Source organism: Vibrio anguillarum (assembly GCF_001989995.2).
Classification (GTDB): Bacteria; Pseudomonadota; Gammaproteobacteria; order Enterobacterales; family Vibrionaceae; genus Vibrio; species Vibrio anguillarum.
The window spans coordinates 74,371-90,154 of sequence record NZ_JAHGUP010000016.1 but is presented as its reverse complement, the minus strand read 5'-3'; the positions used below and the strand labels follow the sequence as shown (position 1 = coordinate 90,154).

Below are 15,784 nucleotides of genomic sequence, written 5' to 3'. Positions count from 1 at the left end.
TAACGCCAAATTAAGCTGCTACCAACGCACAATGCCACTTCAAGCAATGCACCATAATCACAAAACCATTTTGGAACCGATTCAGCCGCGCGTTGGTAGTCAGGCTTGAATTTTTTGTTAGGTGTTACTATTTCGTATTCATTCACTTGACAGAGAACCACTAATTTAACGCATTACGATAAACGAAACCCAAATCTTTTATTCAATTTGGCAGCCCAATGCGATCAACTTAAAAGAAGCAACTCATTCATTCGATTGAGAAAATCAAAGCGCCTTTGCGCCAGAGAAACTCTCAACCGACCAACACGAAAACTCAATGAAGCAACCCACGAACTTTGACATGAGAAACCGTTAAAGAAACGTGATGATTTGGGCAAACCAAGCCGATTTGCTGACATCCGTAAACGAATGGCTAGAGAAATCCCCAACTCTTTTTCCCAAAAATTATGCTTTTCTCTTCGTAAACCTAACGCTATCTATACAACAAAATGCGACCTAATTTACCATGCTACCGCCACTTATCATGAACTTTGATAATTAGAAATCTATCATATAAATCTTTTTTATCAGATTGTTAGTTGAATAAAAACTGCGTCAGACTTCACATTAGACGACTTTATGCAACTTAGTTTGTTGACTAAACCAAAAACAACAATACTGTATATAAAAACAGGCAATTTTGTTGGGAAAATATGAAATCACAATTTATTTTAAGCATTAAAGAGTATATGCAAGCGCGACACTATGCAAAGAAAACTATAGAGGCATATTTGCACTGGATAACACGATTCATCTACTTCAATAACAAAACACATCCAATGAGAATGGGTAGTAAAGAAGTTGAGATGTTTTTAACTGACTTAGCTGTTAATGGGAAAGTAGCCGCGAAAACACAAGCGTTAGCGCTTAACTCTCTCCATTTTCTGTACCGTGAAATCATTAAAGAACCGCTATCAATTAGCATGAATTTCAAGAAATCTCAACTTGCTCAGAAATTACCAGTAGTGATGACAAGAACTGAAATTAAGCGGTTTTTAGAACATATTGAGCCACGATATCAATTGCAAATTATGCTCTTATACGGTTCAGGGCTGCGGCTGATGGAATGTGTCAGACTCCGAATACAGGATATTGATTTAGATTATGGTGCGGTTCGGGTATGGCAAGGAAAAGGAGGAAAAAACCGCACCGTCACACTTGCTAAGGAGCTTTATCCACAACTAGCTGAGCAACAAGCATTAGCTAAGCGTTACTATGATAAAGATATGCAAACCAAAGGTTATGGAGGAGTCTGGTTACCCAATGCGTTGCGAGAAAAATATCCTTCAGCTCCTTATGAGTTTAATTGGCACTACTTGTTTCCATCTAATTTACTTACCTTAGATGAGAATAGTGGGTTGAAACGAAGGCACCATATTAATGAGTCGGCATTGCAGCGAGCAGTTCGGAAAACCGCTCATGATGCTGAGATACAAAAGTCAGTTTCATGCCATACGCTAAGGCATAGCTTTGCGACACACTTGCTAGAAGCGGGAGCGGACATTAGAACAGTACAAGAACAATTAGGGCATAGTGATGTAAAAACCACTCAGATTTACACTCACGTACTGGATAGAGGCGCCAGCGGTGTATTAAGCCCACTGTCGCGCTTATAAAGCTTATAAATAAGCGCAATAAAAAAGGAGAGCATACTTGCCCTCCTTTTCTTTAAACCTTCACTGCTAAATTAAAGAGCAGTTTTTGCTTTTTCAACAAGCACTGCAAATGCAGCTTTGTCGAATACCGCGATATCAGCAAGGATCTTACGATCGATCTCAATAGATGCTTTCTTAAGACCGTTAATGAAACGGCTGTAAGATAGACCATTTTGACGAGATGCTGCGTTAATACGCGCAATCCATAGTTGACGGAACTGACGCTTTTTAGTGCGACGGTCACGGTAAGCGTATTGACCAGCTTTGGTTACAGCTTGGAAAGCTACGCGGTAAACACGTGAACGTGCTCCGTAGTAACCTTTAGCTTGTTTTAGAACTTTCTTATGACGTGCACGAGCTTGTACACCACGTTTTACGCGAGGCATTATGCTTCTCCTAAACTAAACGATAAATAAACTAAAAAGAATTAAGCGTATGGCAACATGCGCATAACACCAGCCACTTCACATTTTGGAAGGATTGAGTTAGGGCGTAGTTGACGCTTGTTCTTAGTAGTACGCTTAGTCAGGATATGACGTTTTGTAGCGTGCTTAAATTTAATACCGCCAGCAGTTTTCTTAAAACGCTTAGCTGCACCTTTGTTGGTTTTCATCTTAGGCATGATGAATAACTCCGCATTGTAGTAGTTTAAATAACATGTAATTAGGGCGAATAACACCCCACCGTCTTTCAACGGCGAGGTCTCATTACTTGTAAGCCGTTAATTACTTCTTTTTAGGGGCAAGCATCATGATCATCTGGCGTGCTTCAATTCGACTCGGGAAAGACTCAACTACTGCAATTTCAGCAGTATCCTCTTTCAAACGATGAAGAACATCGACACCGATGTCTTGGTGCGCCATCTCACGGCCACGGAAGCGAATAGTAACTTTCACTTTGTTGCCTTCTTCTAGGAAACGGGTCAGGTTGCGTAGTTTTACCTGATAGTCTCCAATATCAGTCCCAGGACGGAATTTAATTTCCTTAATCTGGATCTGTTTTTGCTTCTTCTTCTGCTCTTTAGCAGTCTTGCTCTTTTCAAAGAGGAACTTGCCATAGTCCATCACACGACAAACTGGTGGCTCGGCGTTAGGGCTGATCTCTACAAGATCCATACCAGCTTCTACAGCAGCTTCTAATGCTTCGTTGATTGATACAACACCAACGGATTCACCATCTGCGCCAGTTAAACGAACTTCACGAACGCCACGAATTTCACCGTTTAAACGGTGCTGGTTTGGTTTGGCCGGCTGTTGGCCACGTCTTCCGCCTTTAATAGTTTATTCCTCCAGATTGAGCTTACGGCTAGAAACTTCGGCTTGGATATACGCAATAAAGTCATCCAATTTAAATTTACCTAAGTCCTTGCCCCTGCGGGTACGTACTGCGATCTCTCCGGCTTCCATCTCTTGGTCACCACAAACAAGCATATACGGTACACGCTTTAAAGTGTGTTCGCGGATTTTAAAGCCAATCTTCTCATTTCTCAAGTCTGCTTTGGCTCTAATTCCACATTTTTGTAGTTTTTGTGCTACTTCCTGAGCGTAAACTGACTGTTTATCAGTAATGTTCATAATTACCGCTTGTTCCGGCGCTAACCACGTAGGGAAGAAACCTGCATACTCTTCGATAAGGATACCGATAAAGCGCTCAAGTGAACCCAAAATTGCACGGTGAATCATAACCGGAACAAGACGCTCGTTACTTTCGCCAACATATGTCGCGCCTAGACGAGCAGGTAAATTGAAATCCAGCTGCACTGTACCACATTGCCACGCACGATCTAAGCAATCATGCAAAGTAAATTCAATTTTAGGGCCGTAGAATGCGCCTTCACCTTCTTGAATTTCAAATGGGATATCCATTGCCTGCAGTGAAAGCTTTAATGCTTCTTCCGATTTATCCCAAATTTCATCACTACCAACACGTTTTTCTGGGCGTGTAGACAGCTTAACAACGATGTTATCAAAACCGAACGTCGTGTAGGTGTCGTAGACCATCTTGATACAAGATGTCACTTCTTGTTGAATTTGATCTTCGGTACAGAAAATATGGGCGTCATCTTGAGTAAAGCCACGAACACGCATAATACCATGTAATGAACCTGATGGTTCATTGCGGTGGCAAGATCCAAACTCAGCCATACGCAATGGCAGATCACGGTATGATTTCAAACCTTGATTAAATATTTGAACGTGGCCTGGGCAGTTCATCGGTTTAATTGCATATTCACGGTTTTCAGATGACGTCGTGAACATGGCATCCGCATATTTATCCCAGTGACCAGAACGCTCCCATAGAACTCGGTCCATCATTAATGGACCTTTTACTTCTTGGTAGTCGTACTCACTGAGTTTTTGGCGAATGAACACTTCAAGATCACGGAATATAGACCAACCGTTATGGTGCCAGAATACCATCCCTGGAGCTTCTTGCTGCATATGGAATAGATCGAGTTGCTTACCAATTTTACGATGGTCACGTTTAGCCGCTTCTTCTAAACGCGTTAAATGGGCTTGAAGTGCTTTCTTGTCATGGAATGCCGTACCATAGATGCGCTGTAGCATCTTGTTATCACTGTTACCACGCCAGTACGCGCCAGCAATGCTAAGCAGGGTAAAGTGTTGGCAGAAGCTCATGTTAGGTACGTGAGGACCACGACACATGTCAATGTATTCTTCATGATGGTATAGACCTGGTCTGTCATCACGAGCCACGTTCTGATCCAAGATTTCCATCTTGTATGTTTCACCGCGAGCTTCAAAAGCATCACGGGCTTCCTGCCAACTGACTTTCTTTTTGACAACTTGATATTTTGTCTTGGCAAGCTCTTTCATGCGCTTTTCGATTTGCTCTAAATCATCTTGCGTGAGTGATTGCTCAAGATCGATATCATAGTAGAAGCCGCTGTCGATCGTCGGACCAATCGCCATTTTGGCTTGTGGATAAAGTTGCTTTAATGCATGGCCAAGTAAGTGCGCACAAGAGTGGCGTACGATCTCTAAACCATCAACTTCATCTTTTGTCGTTATAATTTCAAGGCTAGCATCATTTTCGATAAGATCGCACGCATCGACGCGCACACCATCGACACGGCCTGCGATCGTTGCTTTTGCAAGACCAGGGCCGATAGAAGCTGCAACTTCCATTGTCGATACTGGGTGTTCAAAATGACGTTGACTGCCGTCAGGAAGAGTAATAATAGGCATGTATAATCCTTACAGTGGTGTTGCATACCAAGCAACACGTGTTGAGTTTGATTGAAAATAACCCATCGAAGCTCACTCGGTAACACGAATACCGGAACTTCAATGAAGTGAAGATTTTAACTAGCTCACGCTAGAAATGCAAAGATCGAATTATATAAATCAAAAGAAAAAGCCCATGATAAATATCACGGGCTTTGGAGTTTCAATAATTGATTATGCTTCAGCGCGACGAGGACGACTTAACGTACCCGCATTGGCATTAGCACTAGCATTGCCGTGACCACGTTCACCACGGAAGTTACCACGATGGTCGCCACCACGGTTGCGGTCAAAACGACGTTCACCATCACGACCAGTCGCCGCTGCACCGTCACGGTTGCCACGGAAGCCACCTTCACGGCCACCACGACCTGCGCCAGCCGCAGGAGCACCGCCTTCACGATTACGGAAGCCACCGTTTCCGCCTTCACGACGGGCACCACCACCGTTACCACCTTCACGACGACCACGAGACTCGCGGAAGTCATCAAAGTCACATACAACAGCACCGACTTCTTTTTGGCGAATACGCAGTTTACGCAATTTGCCTTCAACATCTGAAGACATTGATTTAGGAAGCTGTACGAATGTATGGCCTTGAGCAAGTTTAATTGCACCAATTGAACCTTTGGTTAAACCAAGTTCATTAGCTAAAGCACCAACGATGTCTTTCACTTGCACGCCTTGCTCACGGCCGACTTGTAACTGATAAGTATCCCAGTCATTGCTCGCAGTACCATATTCGCGGCGACCTTCGCGTCCATCACGGCTATCGCGACCGCCTTCACGGCGTTCACCACGCTCACTACCCTCTTTACGATCACGGCGACGTGATTTTTCACGCTCGATCGCGTCAACCATTGGATCTGGGCCGACATAGAACAGTGGACGATTGCCTTGTTGGCGCTTCAGTAAAATGGCCGCCAGTGTTGTGGCATCAATCTCTAGGCTTTGTTGAAGTTTTTCAATGAGCTCAACAAATTTGTCTAAAGCAGTATGACCTTTGTCAGCTTCTAGCTCTGCACCCAGTTTGATGAGACGAGCTTCAGCAACTTTGTCACGCATTGGAAGTTGAATCTCTTCCATTTGAGAACGAGTTACGCGCTCAATCGTACGCAACATACGAATTTGGTTCGTGCGAACTAGAAGGATCGCTTTACCTTTGCGTCCAGCACGGCCAGTACGGCCAATACGGTGGATGTATGATTCTACATCGAATGGGATATCATAGTTGAACACGTGTGTAATACGTGGAACATCAAGACCACGAGCAACAACGTCTGTCGCAACAAGAATGTCGATTACACCCTGTTTGATATGATCAACCGTGCGCTCACGCAGTGATTGCGGAATATCACCATGAAGCGCTGCCGCTTTAAAGCCACGAGATAATAACCAATCAGCTAAACGCTCGGTGTCTTGACGAGTACGTACAAAGACGATTGACGCATCGGTTTCTTCTGTTTCAAGAAGACGAGCCATCGCTTCATCTTTTTCAACACCTTTAACAACCCAATATTGCTGCTCTACTTTCGCAACAGTTTGGTTTGAACCTGCTACGTCAACACGAGCTGGATCACGTAGGTAACGGTCAACAATCGTCTTCACCATAGGAGGCATAGTCGCAGAGAACAGCACGCGTTGAGCGGTGCCAGGTGCTTGTTCCATTATCCAAGTTACGTCATCAACGAAGCCCATTTTGAGCATTTCGTCAGCTTCATCAAGGACGAAGGTATGACATTCGTCTAAATGAAGGCGGTCACGAGTGATCAAATCTTTTACACGGCCAGGTGTGCCAACCACAATATGAGCACCATTTTTCAGAGCGCGCATTTGGTCAACAATAGAAGCACCGCCATAGATCTCAAGTACTTTAAGGCCTTGAATCTTTTGGCCAAGGTTTTTGATTTCTGCCGCAACTTGGATAGCAAGTTCACGAGTTGGTGCCATCACAATTGCTTGTGGCTTGTGTTGAGAAAGGTTTAATTTGTTCAGTAGAGGTAGAGAAAACGCAGCCGTTTTACCTGTACCTGTTTGTGCTTTACCTAGCGCATCTCTTCCTTCAAGAAGAAATGGAATAGCAGCAGCTTGGATAGGAGTTGGAGAAACGAAACCCATTTCATTTAGAGCAGAAAGGATTGAGTCGTTTAGGGCTAATTCACTAAATTGAATTACAGAGTCTTGCATGGAGATCCCACTAGATTAATTAACAAAAGGTCCCACGTGCTCTACCAATTCCAATACCGATCCATTAAAAAGAGCTGAGTTCCGTTCAGATGCGGATAAGTCTTAAAACGCATCAAGCCGCTAGGGACATATAAGGGACGCGGATTATTCCCTAAAAGCATAAAAAAAGCTAGTAAAAATTGAATTACATCACAAAAATTCGTCATAAATGACCATTAAGCTCATTAATTCACCCAAAACGAACACAGAAGCTGCATTTACAGCGCACTGTTAAAGCAGACTAGCAAAAATAACGCTTTCGGTAGTAATCATCCCGCTCAATGATTATAGTGTGCCCAATCGCATTTGTTAGAAAAAGAAACATGTTTCAAGATAATCCGCTCCTTGCTCAACTCAAGCAACAAATCCAAGAGAACTTGCCTAAGAAAGAAGGCACGATAAAAGCCACTGAAAAAGGCTTCGGCTTTTTAGAAGTTGACAGTAAGAACAGCTTCTTTATTCCGCCTCCGTATATGAAGAAATGCCTACACGGAGATAAAGTGGTGGCCATCATTCGCACTGAGAATGAGAAAGAAGTGGCTGAGCCTCAAGAGCTGCTTGAGCCTTCATTAACTCGCTTCATTGGCCGTGTAAAGCTGTACAAAGGTAAGCTGAATGTCACGCCCGATAACCCGCAACTAAAAAGGCAATCGCTGAAAGCCAAGGTGCAAAAAGGATTAAACCCTGAACATTTCTCTGAAGGTGATTGGGTTGTTGCACAGCTTATTAACCATCCACTGAAAGACGATAGCGGCTTTATGGTTGAAATCACCCATAAAATTACGGATGCCAACGATAAGATTGCGCCTTGGTGGGTGACTTTAGCTGAAAATGACCTGCCTAACAGTGAGCCGGCTGGTATTGAACATTGGCAGCTCAAAGATGATGCCGACCTACAACGCATCGATATGACCCACCTTCCTTTCGTGACCATTGATGGGGCATCAACTAAAGATATGGATGATGCACTGTTCGCCCAAAGAACCGAGAACGGTGACTTCACATTAACCATTGCCATTGCAGACCCAACCGCATACATCACGCCAGATGACGAGATGGACAGTGTCGCGCGTGAGCGGGGTTTCACTATTTATCTCCCTGGCCGCAATATCCCAATGTTGCCACGTGATTTAGCCGATGATTTGTGTTCGTTGATGGAAAATGAAGTTCGCCCTGCCCTTTGCTGTACCGTAACAGTGACTAAAGAAGGTGTGATTGGCGATGATATTACCTTTTTTGCGGCCAACATTAAATCGCACGCTCGATTGGTTTATGATCATGTATCAGATTGGTTAGAAACGGGCACTTCTGCCGATTGGCAACCAAGTGACCAAATCGCTTCCGTTGTGCGTGATTTGTATGATTTTTCATTAGCGCGTGCACAATGGCGCGAAACATACGCGGTCGTGTTTCCTGATCACCCTGATTATCGATTTGAACTGAGTGAAGACAACGACGTAGTGGCAATTCATGCGGATCTTCGCCGTAGTGCTAACCGTCTTGTTGAGGAAGCGATGATAACCGCGAATATCTGTGCGGGAAAAACGCTCAAAGCGCATTTTGGCCAAGGCGTGTTCAATACGCACGCGGGGTTCAAACCCGAAAAAATTGCCGATGTTGTCGAATTAGTCAACCCAACGGGTGAGCTTGAATACACTGCCGATAACTTAGCGACTCTAGAAGGCTTTGCCTCTTTACGTCGCTGGCTATGTAAGCAAGAGACCCGCTATCTGGATAATCGTATCCGTAAGTATCAAGCTTACAGTGAAATAGGAAACCAACCCCTTCCGCATTACGCAATGGGTTTGGATATCTATGCCACTTGGACTTCTCCTATCCGTAAATATGGCGATATGATCAACCATCGTATGTTGAAAGCACATATTTTAAACAAAGAGCCCGTACAAACACCGGATGAAACCGTTGGTGAAGAGTTGGCACTACACCGCAAACACCACAAAATGGCCGAACGTAACGTAGGCGACTGGCTCTATGCTAGAACACTAGTAAACGAACCTAGCAAAGGCACCCGTTTTACGGCTGAAATCTTTGATATCAATCGTGCTGGCATGCGCGTACGTCTTTTGGAAAATGGCGCTGCCGCATTCATTCCTGGTTCTTTAATCTTAGACAACAAAGAACGTATTGAATGTAATGCGGAAAGTGGAACGCTGCTTGTCGATAAAGAGGTCGCCTTTAAGCTCGGTGATACGCTCGAAGTCGTGCTCGCAGAAGTGAATATGGAAAACCGCAGTCTGATTGCAAAACCGACTCAGGTTTTCGAACCGTTACCTATACCTTCAGAAGCTAATACCACTATCCAAGGGGAGTGATTTTAGCAGCATAGACATTTCTATCAGGCATTCTTCGGAGTGCCTTTTTATTGCTTATTGATCACCAAAAGTAAGATTTAGGATCTTTTTCAATTTCGCGGATCAACGCCGTCAAATCCGTTGTTTTAGGGAGAAAAGGATACGGCAACCAATCTTCAATTTCTTTATCGGGATCCGTATTGGGAATATACAGCGCCCATTTAGCTTCTTCCCAAATCACTTTCGCCACGATACTTGAATAGTCGCAATGCGTTGAATCTAATTTGTAATGGTGTTTGATGAAGTGCACACCGTTAACGATCGGCTCAAAACAGGATTTGCCTAATTCAACAGACACACTTTGGTTACGATTATGGCAAACAAGCTCTGCTCTTCGTTCTAGTTGACGTTGCAACAAATTCACTACCGCCATTTTACCCTCGCTCAAACACGGCTTCCTGACATCTCGACTATAGCTGACTTCGCTTATCTCTGGTATGAAAAACCGTAAGGCTACAAACCACTTACCTTTGTGGTTCACAAAAGTGTCATCTATACGACATATTATGGTGGCTCAATTTTTCTAAATAACCATATTGGAGCCACTATGTTTCGAGTCGCGCTTGCTACACTGCTTTCAACTTTGCTACATACCCAGTTTGCCTTCGCAAGTGAAGTTAATATTTCTGGCTCGACCTCGGTCGCTAGGATCATGGAAGTATTCGCCGAGGACTACAATACCGCACACCCTGAAACTTATATCGCGGTTCAAGCCGTAGGTTCGAGTGCTGGCATCACATTACTGAAAAAAGGTGTCGCAGATATCGCCATGAGCTCGCGCTACCTCACAGAAAGTGAGCAAGATGAGACGATGAGCACCCTACCGATTGCCTATGATGGGTTGGCTGTTGTAATCAATCGCTTAAACAGTATTGAAAATCTGACTCGTGAGCAGTTATTTGATATTTATAAAGGGAAAATAACCAACTGGAAACAAGTCGGTGGTGCTGATCAAAAAATCGCAGTTGTGACCAGAGAAGCATCATCAGGTTCCCGCTATAGCTTTGAAAGCTTATTAGGCCTGACTCGTGTGATTAATGATCGCTTAGTGTCAGACATCAGTTCCAATAACTTAGTGGTCAATAGCAATAGTATGGTTAAAACACTGATTAACCATAACCCTCAAGCGATCGGTTTCATCTCTACGGGATCGGTAGATAAATCGATTAAAGCGATAAAATTTGAGGGAGTAGAAGCCACTGCAAAAAATATTGTCACTCATGAATATAAACTTTCTATGCCATTTTTAGTGGTCTATTACCCTGAAAAAATCACTAAAGAGACTCAAGCTTTCATTGCATCTTTAAAATCAGCGGAAGCAAAGGCTCGCATAGAAGAATATGGTTATATTCCTTTGAAAAACAAATAAATACAAAATAGGAGAGTGATCGACTCTCCTATTTCTATGTCATTTTTCTAAAGTTAAAAATGGAGTTGGATTACTGAAACCACGACACAGCCTGGGCGTCGAATACCTTCAATCTCCACTTTAATTTCTCTCTCGATCTCCAAACCTTTTTTGATTGGCGTAACTTTCAATAGAGTACTAATGGCTCTTACTCGGTTTCCTGATTTCACTGGATACGGGAAACGAACTTCATTTAAACCGATATTCACCACCATTTTTGCGGTCGGAAATATTGGTTTGTCAGGATCAACGCTATCCGTCAATTTAGGTAACAAGGCCAAGGTCAAAAAGCCGTGCGCAATTGTGGTCCTAAATGGAGAATCAACTTCCGCTTTTTGAGGGTCGGTATGAATCCACTGCATATCCTCGGTTACTTGACCAAACTGGTTAATGCGCTCTTGATCAACCACCAGCCATTTACCCGTATGAATGACTTCACCAATCTGAGTCTGGAGCTGTTTATACAGACGTTGCGCTTCAGGTTTGAGTATCAAGGGTTCGGCAATAGGAGCATCTTCATTCACTGCTGGTTGGTGAAAATCTCTAACCCAAGAAAACAACTGGCGACTGTTTGTTTTATGTAGAAGCTCGCCCCAGTACTCACGTACTGAAGGTGATACCCACTGCATAAGCTCAGAGGAGTACTTGTTCATTGAATCGCCACGATGCTTAAAAAGATTCTCGACTTTCATCTAAACCTCGGTGATTAGTTAGAATGCCCTTGGATTGAGGTAATTTTGAAGTACTTCACACTTAGCTGCAAACACTTTCGAGCGTACAACCGTTCCCTGAAACACACAAATTACATATAAATCAATCAAATAAAAATAAAACACCATTTTATTAGATAACTAGGTTGTAGAGTATATAGCTCATAAAATCAAGGGAAGCGGTAAAAACAGTGCTTTACTGTAACTGAAAACGTTATTGCGGTTAGCCAAACCGAGTCGATGACTCAACTTATTGCTTTACAATATTATGGTGGCTATCTATTATGCGCACCACACGGAGAGATGGCTGAGTGGTTTAAAGCACCGGTCTTGAAAACCGGCGATGGTTAATAGCTATCCTAGGGTTCAAATCCCTATCTCTCCGCCAAATACCAAGAAAAAGCCTTTGATTATCAGAGGCTTTTTCTATTTATAGCATTTGGAAACTTTAGATGATTAAAAACTCATGTGTCTGGAAGATGCAATCATGTTTGGTCATCGCCTCTTCCTCAATACATCAAGAACGAATCACACGAATACCGATAGGTAAGAGACATAGCCCGCGCACTATGCGTTTCAATCAACCGTAGAAGAGACCGAAGCCAACAAATCTGTTGGGCTGGTCCAGGTATAAACCCACTCTTTAATATCTTGCCCACAGGGAGACCGCCATAAACGCTCTCCTTTAGGTCGACCAGCTAAGTAGTCGTAAAATTCGATGGCTTGCTTATTGTCTGCCATCACTTCCAAATACACACCGCTATTAGGGAAATACTGCTCAAACCATGCCGCCATCTCTTGAATCAACTGGCGACCAATCCCCCTTCCTCGATAATTTTCATCAATGTGCAGAGACTCGATAATGCTGCCTTTGTCAAAATCGTGGTTACCAAAGGCGCAGATAAACCCACACAGCAGCCCCCCCTCTTCAATCAGTAGGACATGTTGATTAAATGGTGGATTGATTAAGCGAGTTTGCCAAATCAGTAAACGGTCTTCTAGAACGTCGTTATCAAGGTACTCTTTGCCTAATATGCCTTGGTAGTGAGTTCGCCAACTTTGAGCGTGTAGCTGAGCAATTCTTTCAAAATCGCAATATTCAGCTGCTTTTATTTCCATATTCTAGTCCTTATTACTTCCTGTAAGGATTAACATCGTCTTTCATACTATTCGGTTCAAATAGAAAAGCAAAATATACTAGTCACAATCCCTTAAAAGAATCATTAAACCTCTTTGACTTACAGTTGTTCGCTGATATTCTAGCGAACAACTGTAAGCTCAAGGACTTTAATCATGGAATCGGCATCAAAACCACCACTTATTTGGATAAACATCGTCATTTTTAGCTTCAGCTTGGGCTTAGCGACGATTGCAGCCCCTTTGTATGGATGGCAATTTGGCTACGGCATGGAGCATTGGCTTTGGTTGATGATTTGTTTTTCCTTTTGCAACCTTTCCATTACCGCGGGCTATCACCGTTTATGGTCACATAAAGCCTATGAAGCACATTGGGCACTGAGATTATTGTTTGCATTAGGTGGGGCGTTTGCACTGCAAAACAGTGCGCTACATTGGTCTTCTGATCACCGAGTTCATCACAAGCATGTAGACAATAATGACAAAGATCCTTATTCAGCCAAACGTGGATTCTGGTTTTCACACATAGGTTGGATGCTGCGTCACTACAATAAAACCACGTACGATGACTACTCCAACTGCCGTGACCTGCAAAAAGATAAGATCGTCATGTGGCAGCATAAGTATTATGTGCCTTTGGCACTCGCAATGAACTTGGGCGTTCCTCTGATCCTTGGTTTTATTTATCACGATATACTGGGCATGTTACTGATCGTGGGTGCACTGCGTTTGGTGCTCAATCATCACACGACATTTTTCATCAATTCGCTGGCTCATATATGGGGTAGCCAGCCGTATACTGATAAAAATACAGCCCGCGATAACGGTATTTTGGCTTTCTTCACTTTTGGCGAGGGCTACCACAATTATCACCATATTTTTGAAAACGATTATCGTAATGGGATTTATTGGTGGCAATACGACCCAACAAAATGGCTGATCAAGCTGTGTTCGTGGCTTGGGTTGGCTGGTAAACTGCGCACTTCTCCCCCCCTTAAGGTAGAAAAAGCGAAAGCGTTAATGGCATTAAGCCATGCGCAAAAACAGATCGCCGCGTTGCCCAATCAGCAACTCGTTATGGCCAGCATACAACGTGAATTTGACGCTTTAGTCATGCAGTTGCAAGAGTATTATGAATTAAAGAAACAGCTGATCGAAAGTAAAAAAAACAATATGGTTCGTAGATATGAACACTCCCTATTGATGCTGCGCTATCGACAAGTGAAGCAACAATTAGCACTACAAAAATCCAATTGGCAGCTCATTGTGCGTCAGTACTCCTAAATTCATACTTTACAGATTTGATGAAGCCATGCCTTAAGTGGCTTCATTTTTCTTAGCTTAAATTATCCCCCCTCTAACAGAACTTCTAGCCGCATATTTGCTAAATGAATAGTTAGAACGACTAAAACATATTCAAAGTTAAAGAATTTTCAACTAGGTTATCAATTGATAATTTTATTGTTTTAGATCATCTAAAGCTCAACTTGCTCTCGTGCTACAGCATTCTTTTCGGTAAATTCCTTGTCATAAATTGATACACGTTTTTGCAATATTGTTCATAATTTCAGGAGACTTAAATGCTAGAGCTTTTAATTGGCTTGGCGGTAACAGTAGCGGTGGGTTATTTCATTGTTAAAGGTTACAAGCCAGCCGGTGTGTTACTCACCGCAGGTATCGTTTTACTGCTATTAACTGGCGCACTTGGCTATTCAGTGCTGCCAGCCAAAGTACCCTCAACCGGTAACACAGTAACGGATGCACTCGAATTCGTGAAATACATGTTGCGTTACAGTGGTGGCGGTTTAGGCATGCAAATTATGTTGCTGTGTGGTTTTGCTTCGTACATGACACACATCGGCGCCAACAATGTGGTTGTAAAACAGTTTTCTAAACCTCTTTCGGTTATTACATCCCCTTATATCTTGCTGGTTGCTGCTTACATTGTGGCATGTTTGATGTCTTTAGCGGTGAGCTCAGCAACGGGTCTTGGCGTGCTGTTAATGGCCACTTTATTTCCGATGATGGTAGCGATGGGGATCTCTCGTCCGGCCGCAGTTGCGGTATGTGCATCTCCTGCTGCGATCATCCTTTCCCCGACATCCGGTGATGTGGTTATTGCGGCGGAAAAATCAGGCCTACCTTTACACGTTTTTGCCGTGGAAACGGTTCTTCCTGTTTCGATCTGCGCCATTATCGTCATGGCGATCGCGGCCTTCTTCTGGAACAAATATCTCGATAAGAAAGACAACACACCGATGGAAAAAATCGATGTTTCCGCCATCGAAGTGAAAGCACCGGCTTACTATGCGGCTCTTCCATTCTTACCTATTGTGGGTGTGTTCTTATTCAACGGAGAAACCATTCAAGGTTTGAGCCTTGATATTTACACCATTGTGGTCGGATCCATCTTCATCGGTGCATTGGTTGACTTCGTGACGAAGCGTTTTAAAGGTAAAGAGACGTTAGAAGATCTAGAATCATGCTACGCAGGCATGGCCGAAGCATTCAAAGGCGTGGTCATGTTGTTGGTTGCTGCGGGCGTATTCGCACAAGGTTTGATGTCGATTGGAGCGATTGATAACCTGCTTCATCTTGCAGAAACCGCAGGCGCAGGCGGCATAGCCTTGATGCTGATTTTGACAGGCCTTACCGTAGCAGCCGCTATTGCGACGGGTTCAGGCAACGCTCCGTTCTACGCCTTTGTTGAGTTAGCGCCATCGTTGGCGGCTAAATTGGGCGTGAACCCAGCATTCCTAATTATCCCGATGCTGCAAGCTTCAAACCTTGGGCGCACCATTTCACCAGTATCAGGCGTCGTTGTAGCAACAGCTGGTATGGGCCATATCAGTCCATTTGAAGTGGTAAAACGCACTTCCGTTCCTGTCATCCTCGGTTTAATCACGGTCATTATTGGTACAGTAATCCTTGTACCTATGACAGCATAACGTTGACAAACAATCAGGGCGTTCAACAGGACGCCCTTTTT

Annotated in this window: 13 protein-coding genes and 1 tRNA gene; 6 read left to right on the top strand and 8 right to left on the bottom strand. The window is 43.5% G+C overall.

The features are described 5' to 3' along the window. The first annotated feature begins 692 nt into the window (after positions 1–692). Positions 693–1,655, top strand: coding sequence for an integron integrase (locus PL85_RS03465; RefSeq protein WP_017043784.1), 963 nt, complete (start codon positions 693–695; stop codon positions 1,653–1,655). 71 nt (positions 1,656–1,726) lie between these two features. Here the strand turns inward: PL85_RS03465 and rplT are convergent, their stop codons facing one another. From rplT to PL85_RS03440, 5 genes are all read right to left on the bottom strand, one after another. After that, complete coding sequence (gene rplT, locus PL85_RS03460; RefSeq protein ID WP_010319590.1) at positions 1,727–2,080, bottom strand: 50S ribosomal protein L20; 354 nt, start codon at positions 2,078–2,080, stop codon at positions 1,727–1,729. 41 nt (positions 2,081–2,121) lie between these two features. Beyond that, entirely contained in the window at positions 2,122–2,316 is a 195-nt protein-coding gene (gene rpmI / locus PL85_RS03455; protein ID WP_010319591.1) for a 50S ribosomal protein L35, read from the bottom strand. A gap of 103 nt (positions 2,317–2,419) precedes the next feature. Continuing rightward, positions 2,420–2,971, bottom strand: coding sequence for a translation initiation factor IF-3 (gene infC, locus PL85_RS03450; protein ID WP_080569453.1), 552 nt, complete (start codon positions 2,969–2,971; stop codon positions 2,420–2,422). A gap of 3 nt (positions 2,972–2,974) precedes the next feature. Next, positions 2,975–4,903 (bottom strand): threonine--tRNA ligase, encoded by a 1,929-nt coding sequence (thrS, locus tag PL85_RS03445; RefSeq protein WP_010319593.1) that lies wholly within the window; start codon positions 4,901–4,903, stop codon positions 2,975–2,977. A gap of 213 nt (positions 4,904–5,116) precedes the next feature. Further along, a complete protein-coding gene (locus PL85_RS03440; RefSeq protein ID WP_064626716.1) occupies positions 5,117–7,129 on the bottom strand; it encodes a DEAD/DEAH box helicase in 2,013 nt (670 codons plus the stop codon). A gap of 362 nt (positions 7,130–7,491) precedes the next feature. On the opposite strand from PL85_RS03440, the gene rnb reads away from it, so the two are divergent. Continuing rightward, the gene (rnb, locus tag PL85_RS03435) at positions 7,492–9,501 is read left to right on the top strand and encodes an exoribonuclease II (protein WP_115340083.1); all 2,010 of its coding nucleotides are present in this window, start codon (positions 7,492–7,494) and stop codon (positions 9,499–9,501) included. 61 nt (positions 9,502–9,562) lie between these two features. Here rnb and PL85_RS03430 read toward each other — a convergent pair whose 3' ends face one another. Next, positions 9,563–9,913: a DUF3024 domain-containing protein gene (locus tag PL85_RS03430; protein WP_026027345.1), complete on the bottom strand. Its 351-nt coding sequence runs from the start codon at positions 9,911–9,913 to the stop codon at positions 9,563–9,565. Between the two features lie 174 nt (positions 9,914–10,087). On the opposite strand from PL85_RS03430, the gene PL85_RS03425 reads away from it, so the two are divergent. Continuing rightward, positions 10,088–10,909, top strand: a complete 822-nt coding sequence (locus PL85_RS03425) for a phosphate ABC transporter substrate-binding protein (protein WP_026027798.1) — start codon at positions 10,088–10,090, stop codon at positions 10,907–10,909. Positions 10,910–10,962: 53 nt separating this feature from the next. Here the strand turns inward: PL85_RS03425 and PL85_RS03420 are convergent, their stop codons facing one another. After that, positions 10,963–11,640 carry a MaoC family dehydratase gene (locus tag PL85_RS03420; RefSeq protein ID WP_013868538.1) on the bottom strand — a complete coding sequence of 226 codons (678 nt, stop codon included), beginning with the start codon at positions 11,638–11,640 and terminating at the stop codon, positions 10,963–10,965. 315 nt (positions 11,641–11,955) lie between these two features. Here PL85_RS03420 and PL85_RS03415 point away from each other — a divergent pair. After that, positions 11,956–12,046 (top strand) — tRNA-Ser (locus PL85_RS03415). 188 nt (positions 12,047–12,234) lie between these two features. Here PL85_RS03415 and PL85_RS03410 read toward each other — a convergent pair. Beyond that, entirely contained in the window at positions 12,235–12,777 is a 543-nt protein-coding gene (locus PL85_RS03410; protein WP_013868537.1) for a GNAT family N-acetyltransferase, read from the bottom strand. A gap of 174 nt (positions 12,778–12,951) precedes the next feature. Between PL85_RS03410 and PL85_RS03405 the strand changes: the two genes are divergently transcribed. Then, positions 12,952–14,079, top strand: coding sequence for an acyl-CoA desaturase (locus PL85_RS03405; protein ID WP_017050757.1), 1,128 nt, complete (start codon positions 12,952–12,954; stop codon positions 14,077–14,079). Between the two features lie 296 nt (positions 14,080–14,375). After that, a complete protein-coding gene (gene dcuC / locus PL85_RS03400) occupies positions 14,376–15,743 on the top strand; it encodes an anaerobic C4-dicarboxylate transporter DcuC (protein ID WP_017045375.1) in 1,368 nt (455 codons plus the stop codon). The last annotated feature ends 41 nt before the right edge of the window (positions 15,744–15,784 follow it).

Bases quoted from the DNA above. Each gene is read 5' to 3' on its own strand.
- PL85_RS03465 (WP_017043784.1), top strand. From the start codon at position 693: ATGAAATCACAATTTATTTTAAGCATTAAAGAGTATATGCAAGCGCGA.
- rplT (WP_010319590.1), bottom strand. From the start codon at position 2,080: ATGCCTCGCGTAAAACGTGGTGTACAAGCTCGTGCACGTCATAAGAAA.
- rpmI (WP_010319591.1), bottom strand. From the start codon at position 2,316: ATGCCTAAGATGAAAACCAACAAAGGTGCAGCTAAGCGTTTTAAGAAA.
- thrS (WP_010319593.1), bottom strand. From the start codon at position 4,903: ATGCCTATTATTACTCTTCCTGACGGCAGTCAACGTCATTTTGAACAC.
- PL85_RS03440 (WP_064626716.1), bottom strand. From the start codon at position 7,129: ATGCAAGACTCTGTAATTCAATTTAGTGAATTAGCCCTAAACGACTCA.
- rnb (WP_115340083.1), top strand. From the start codon at position 7,492: ATGTTTCAAGATAATCCGCTCCTTGCTCAACTCAAGCAACAAATCCAA.
- PL85_RS03430 (WP_026027345.1), bottom strand. From the start codon at position 9,913: ATGGCGGTAGTGAATTTGTTGCAACGTCAACTAGAACGAAGAGCAGAG.
- PL85_RS03425 (WP_026027798.1), top strand. From the start codon at position 10,088: ATGTTTCGAGTCGCGCTTGCTACACTGCTTTCAACTTTGCTACATACC.
- PL85_RS03420 (WP_013868538.1), bottom strand. From the start codon at position 11,640: ATGAAAGTCGAGAATCTTTTTAAGCATCGTGGCGATTCAATGAACAAG.
- PL85_RS03410 (WP_013868537.1), bottom strand. From the start codon at position 12,777: ATGGAAATAAAAGCAGCTGAATATTGCGATTTTGAAAGAATTGCTCAG.
- PL85_RS03405 (WP_017050757.1), top strand. From the start codon at position 12,952: ATGGAATCGGCATCAAAACCACCACTTATTTGGATAAACATCGTCATT.
- dcuC (WP_017045375.1), top strand. From the start codon at position 14,376: ATGCTAGAGCTTTTAATTGGCTTGGCGGTAACAGTAGCGGTGGGTTAT.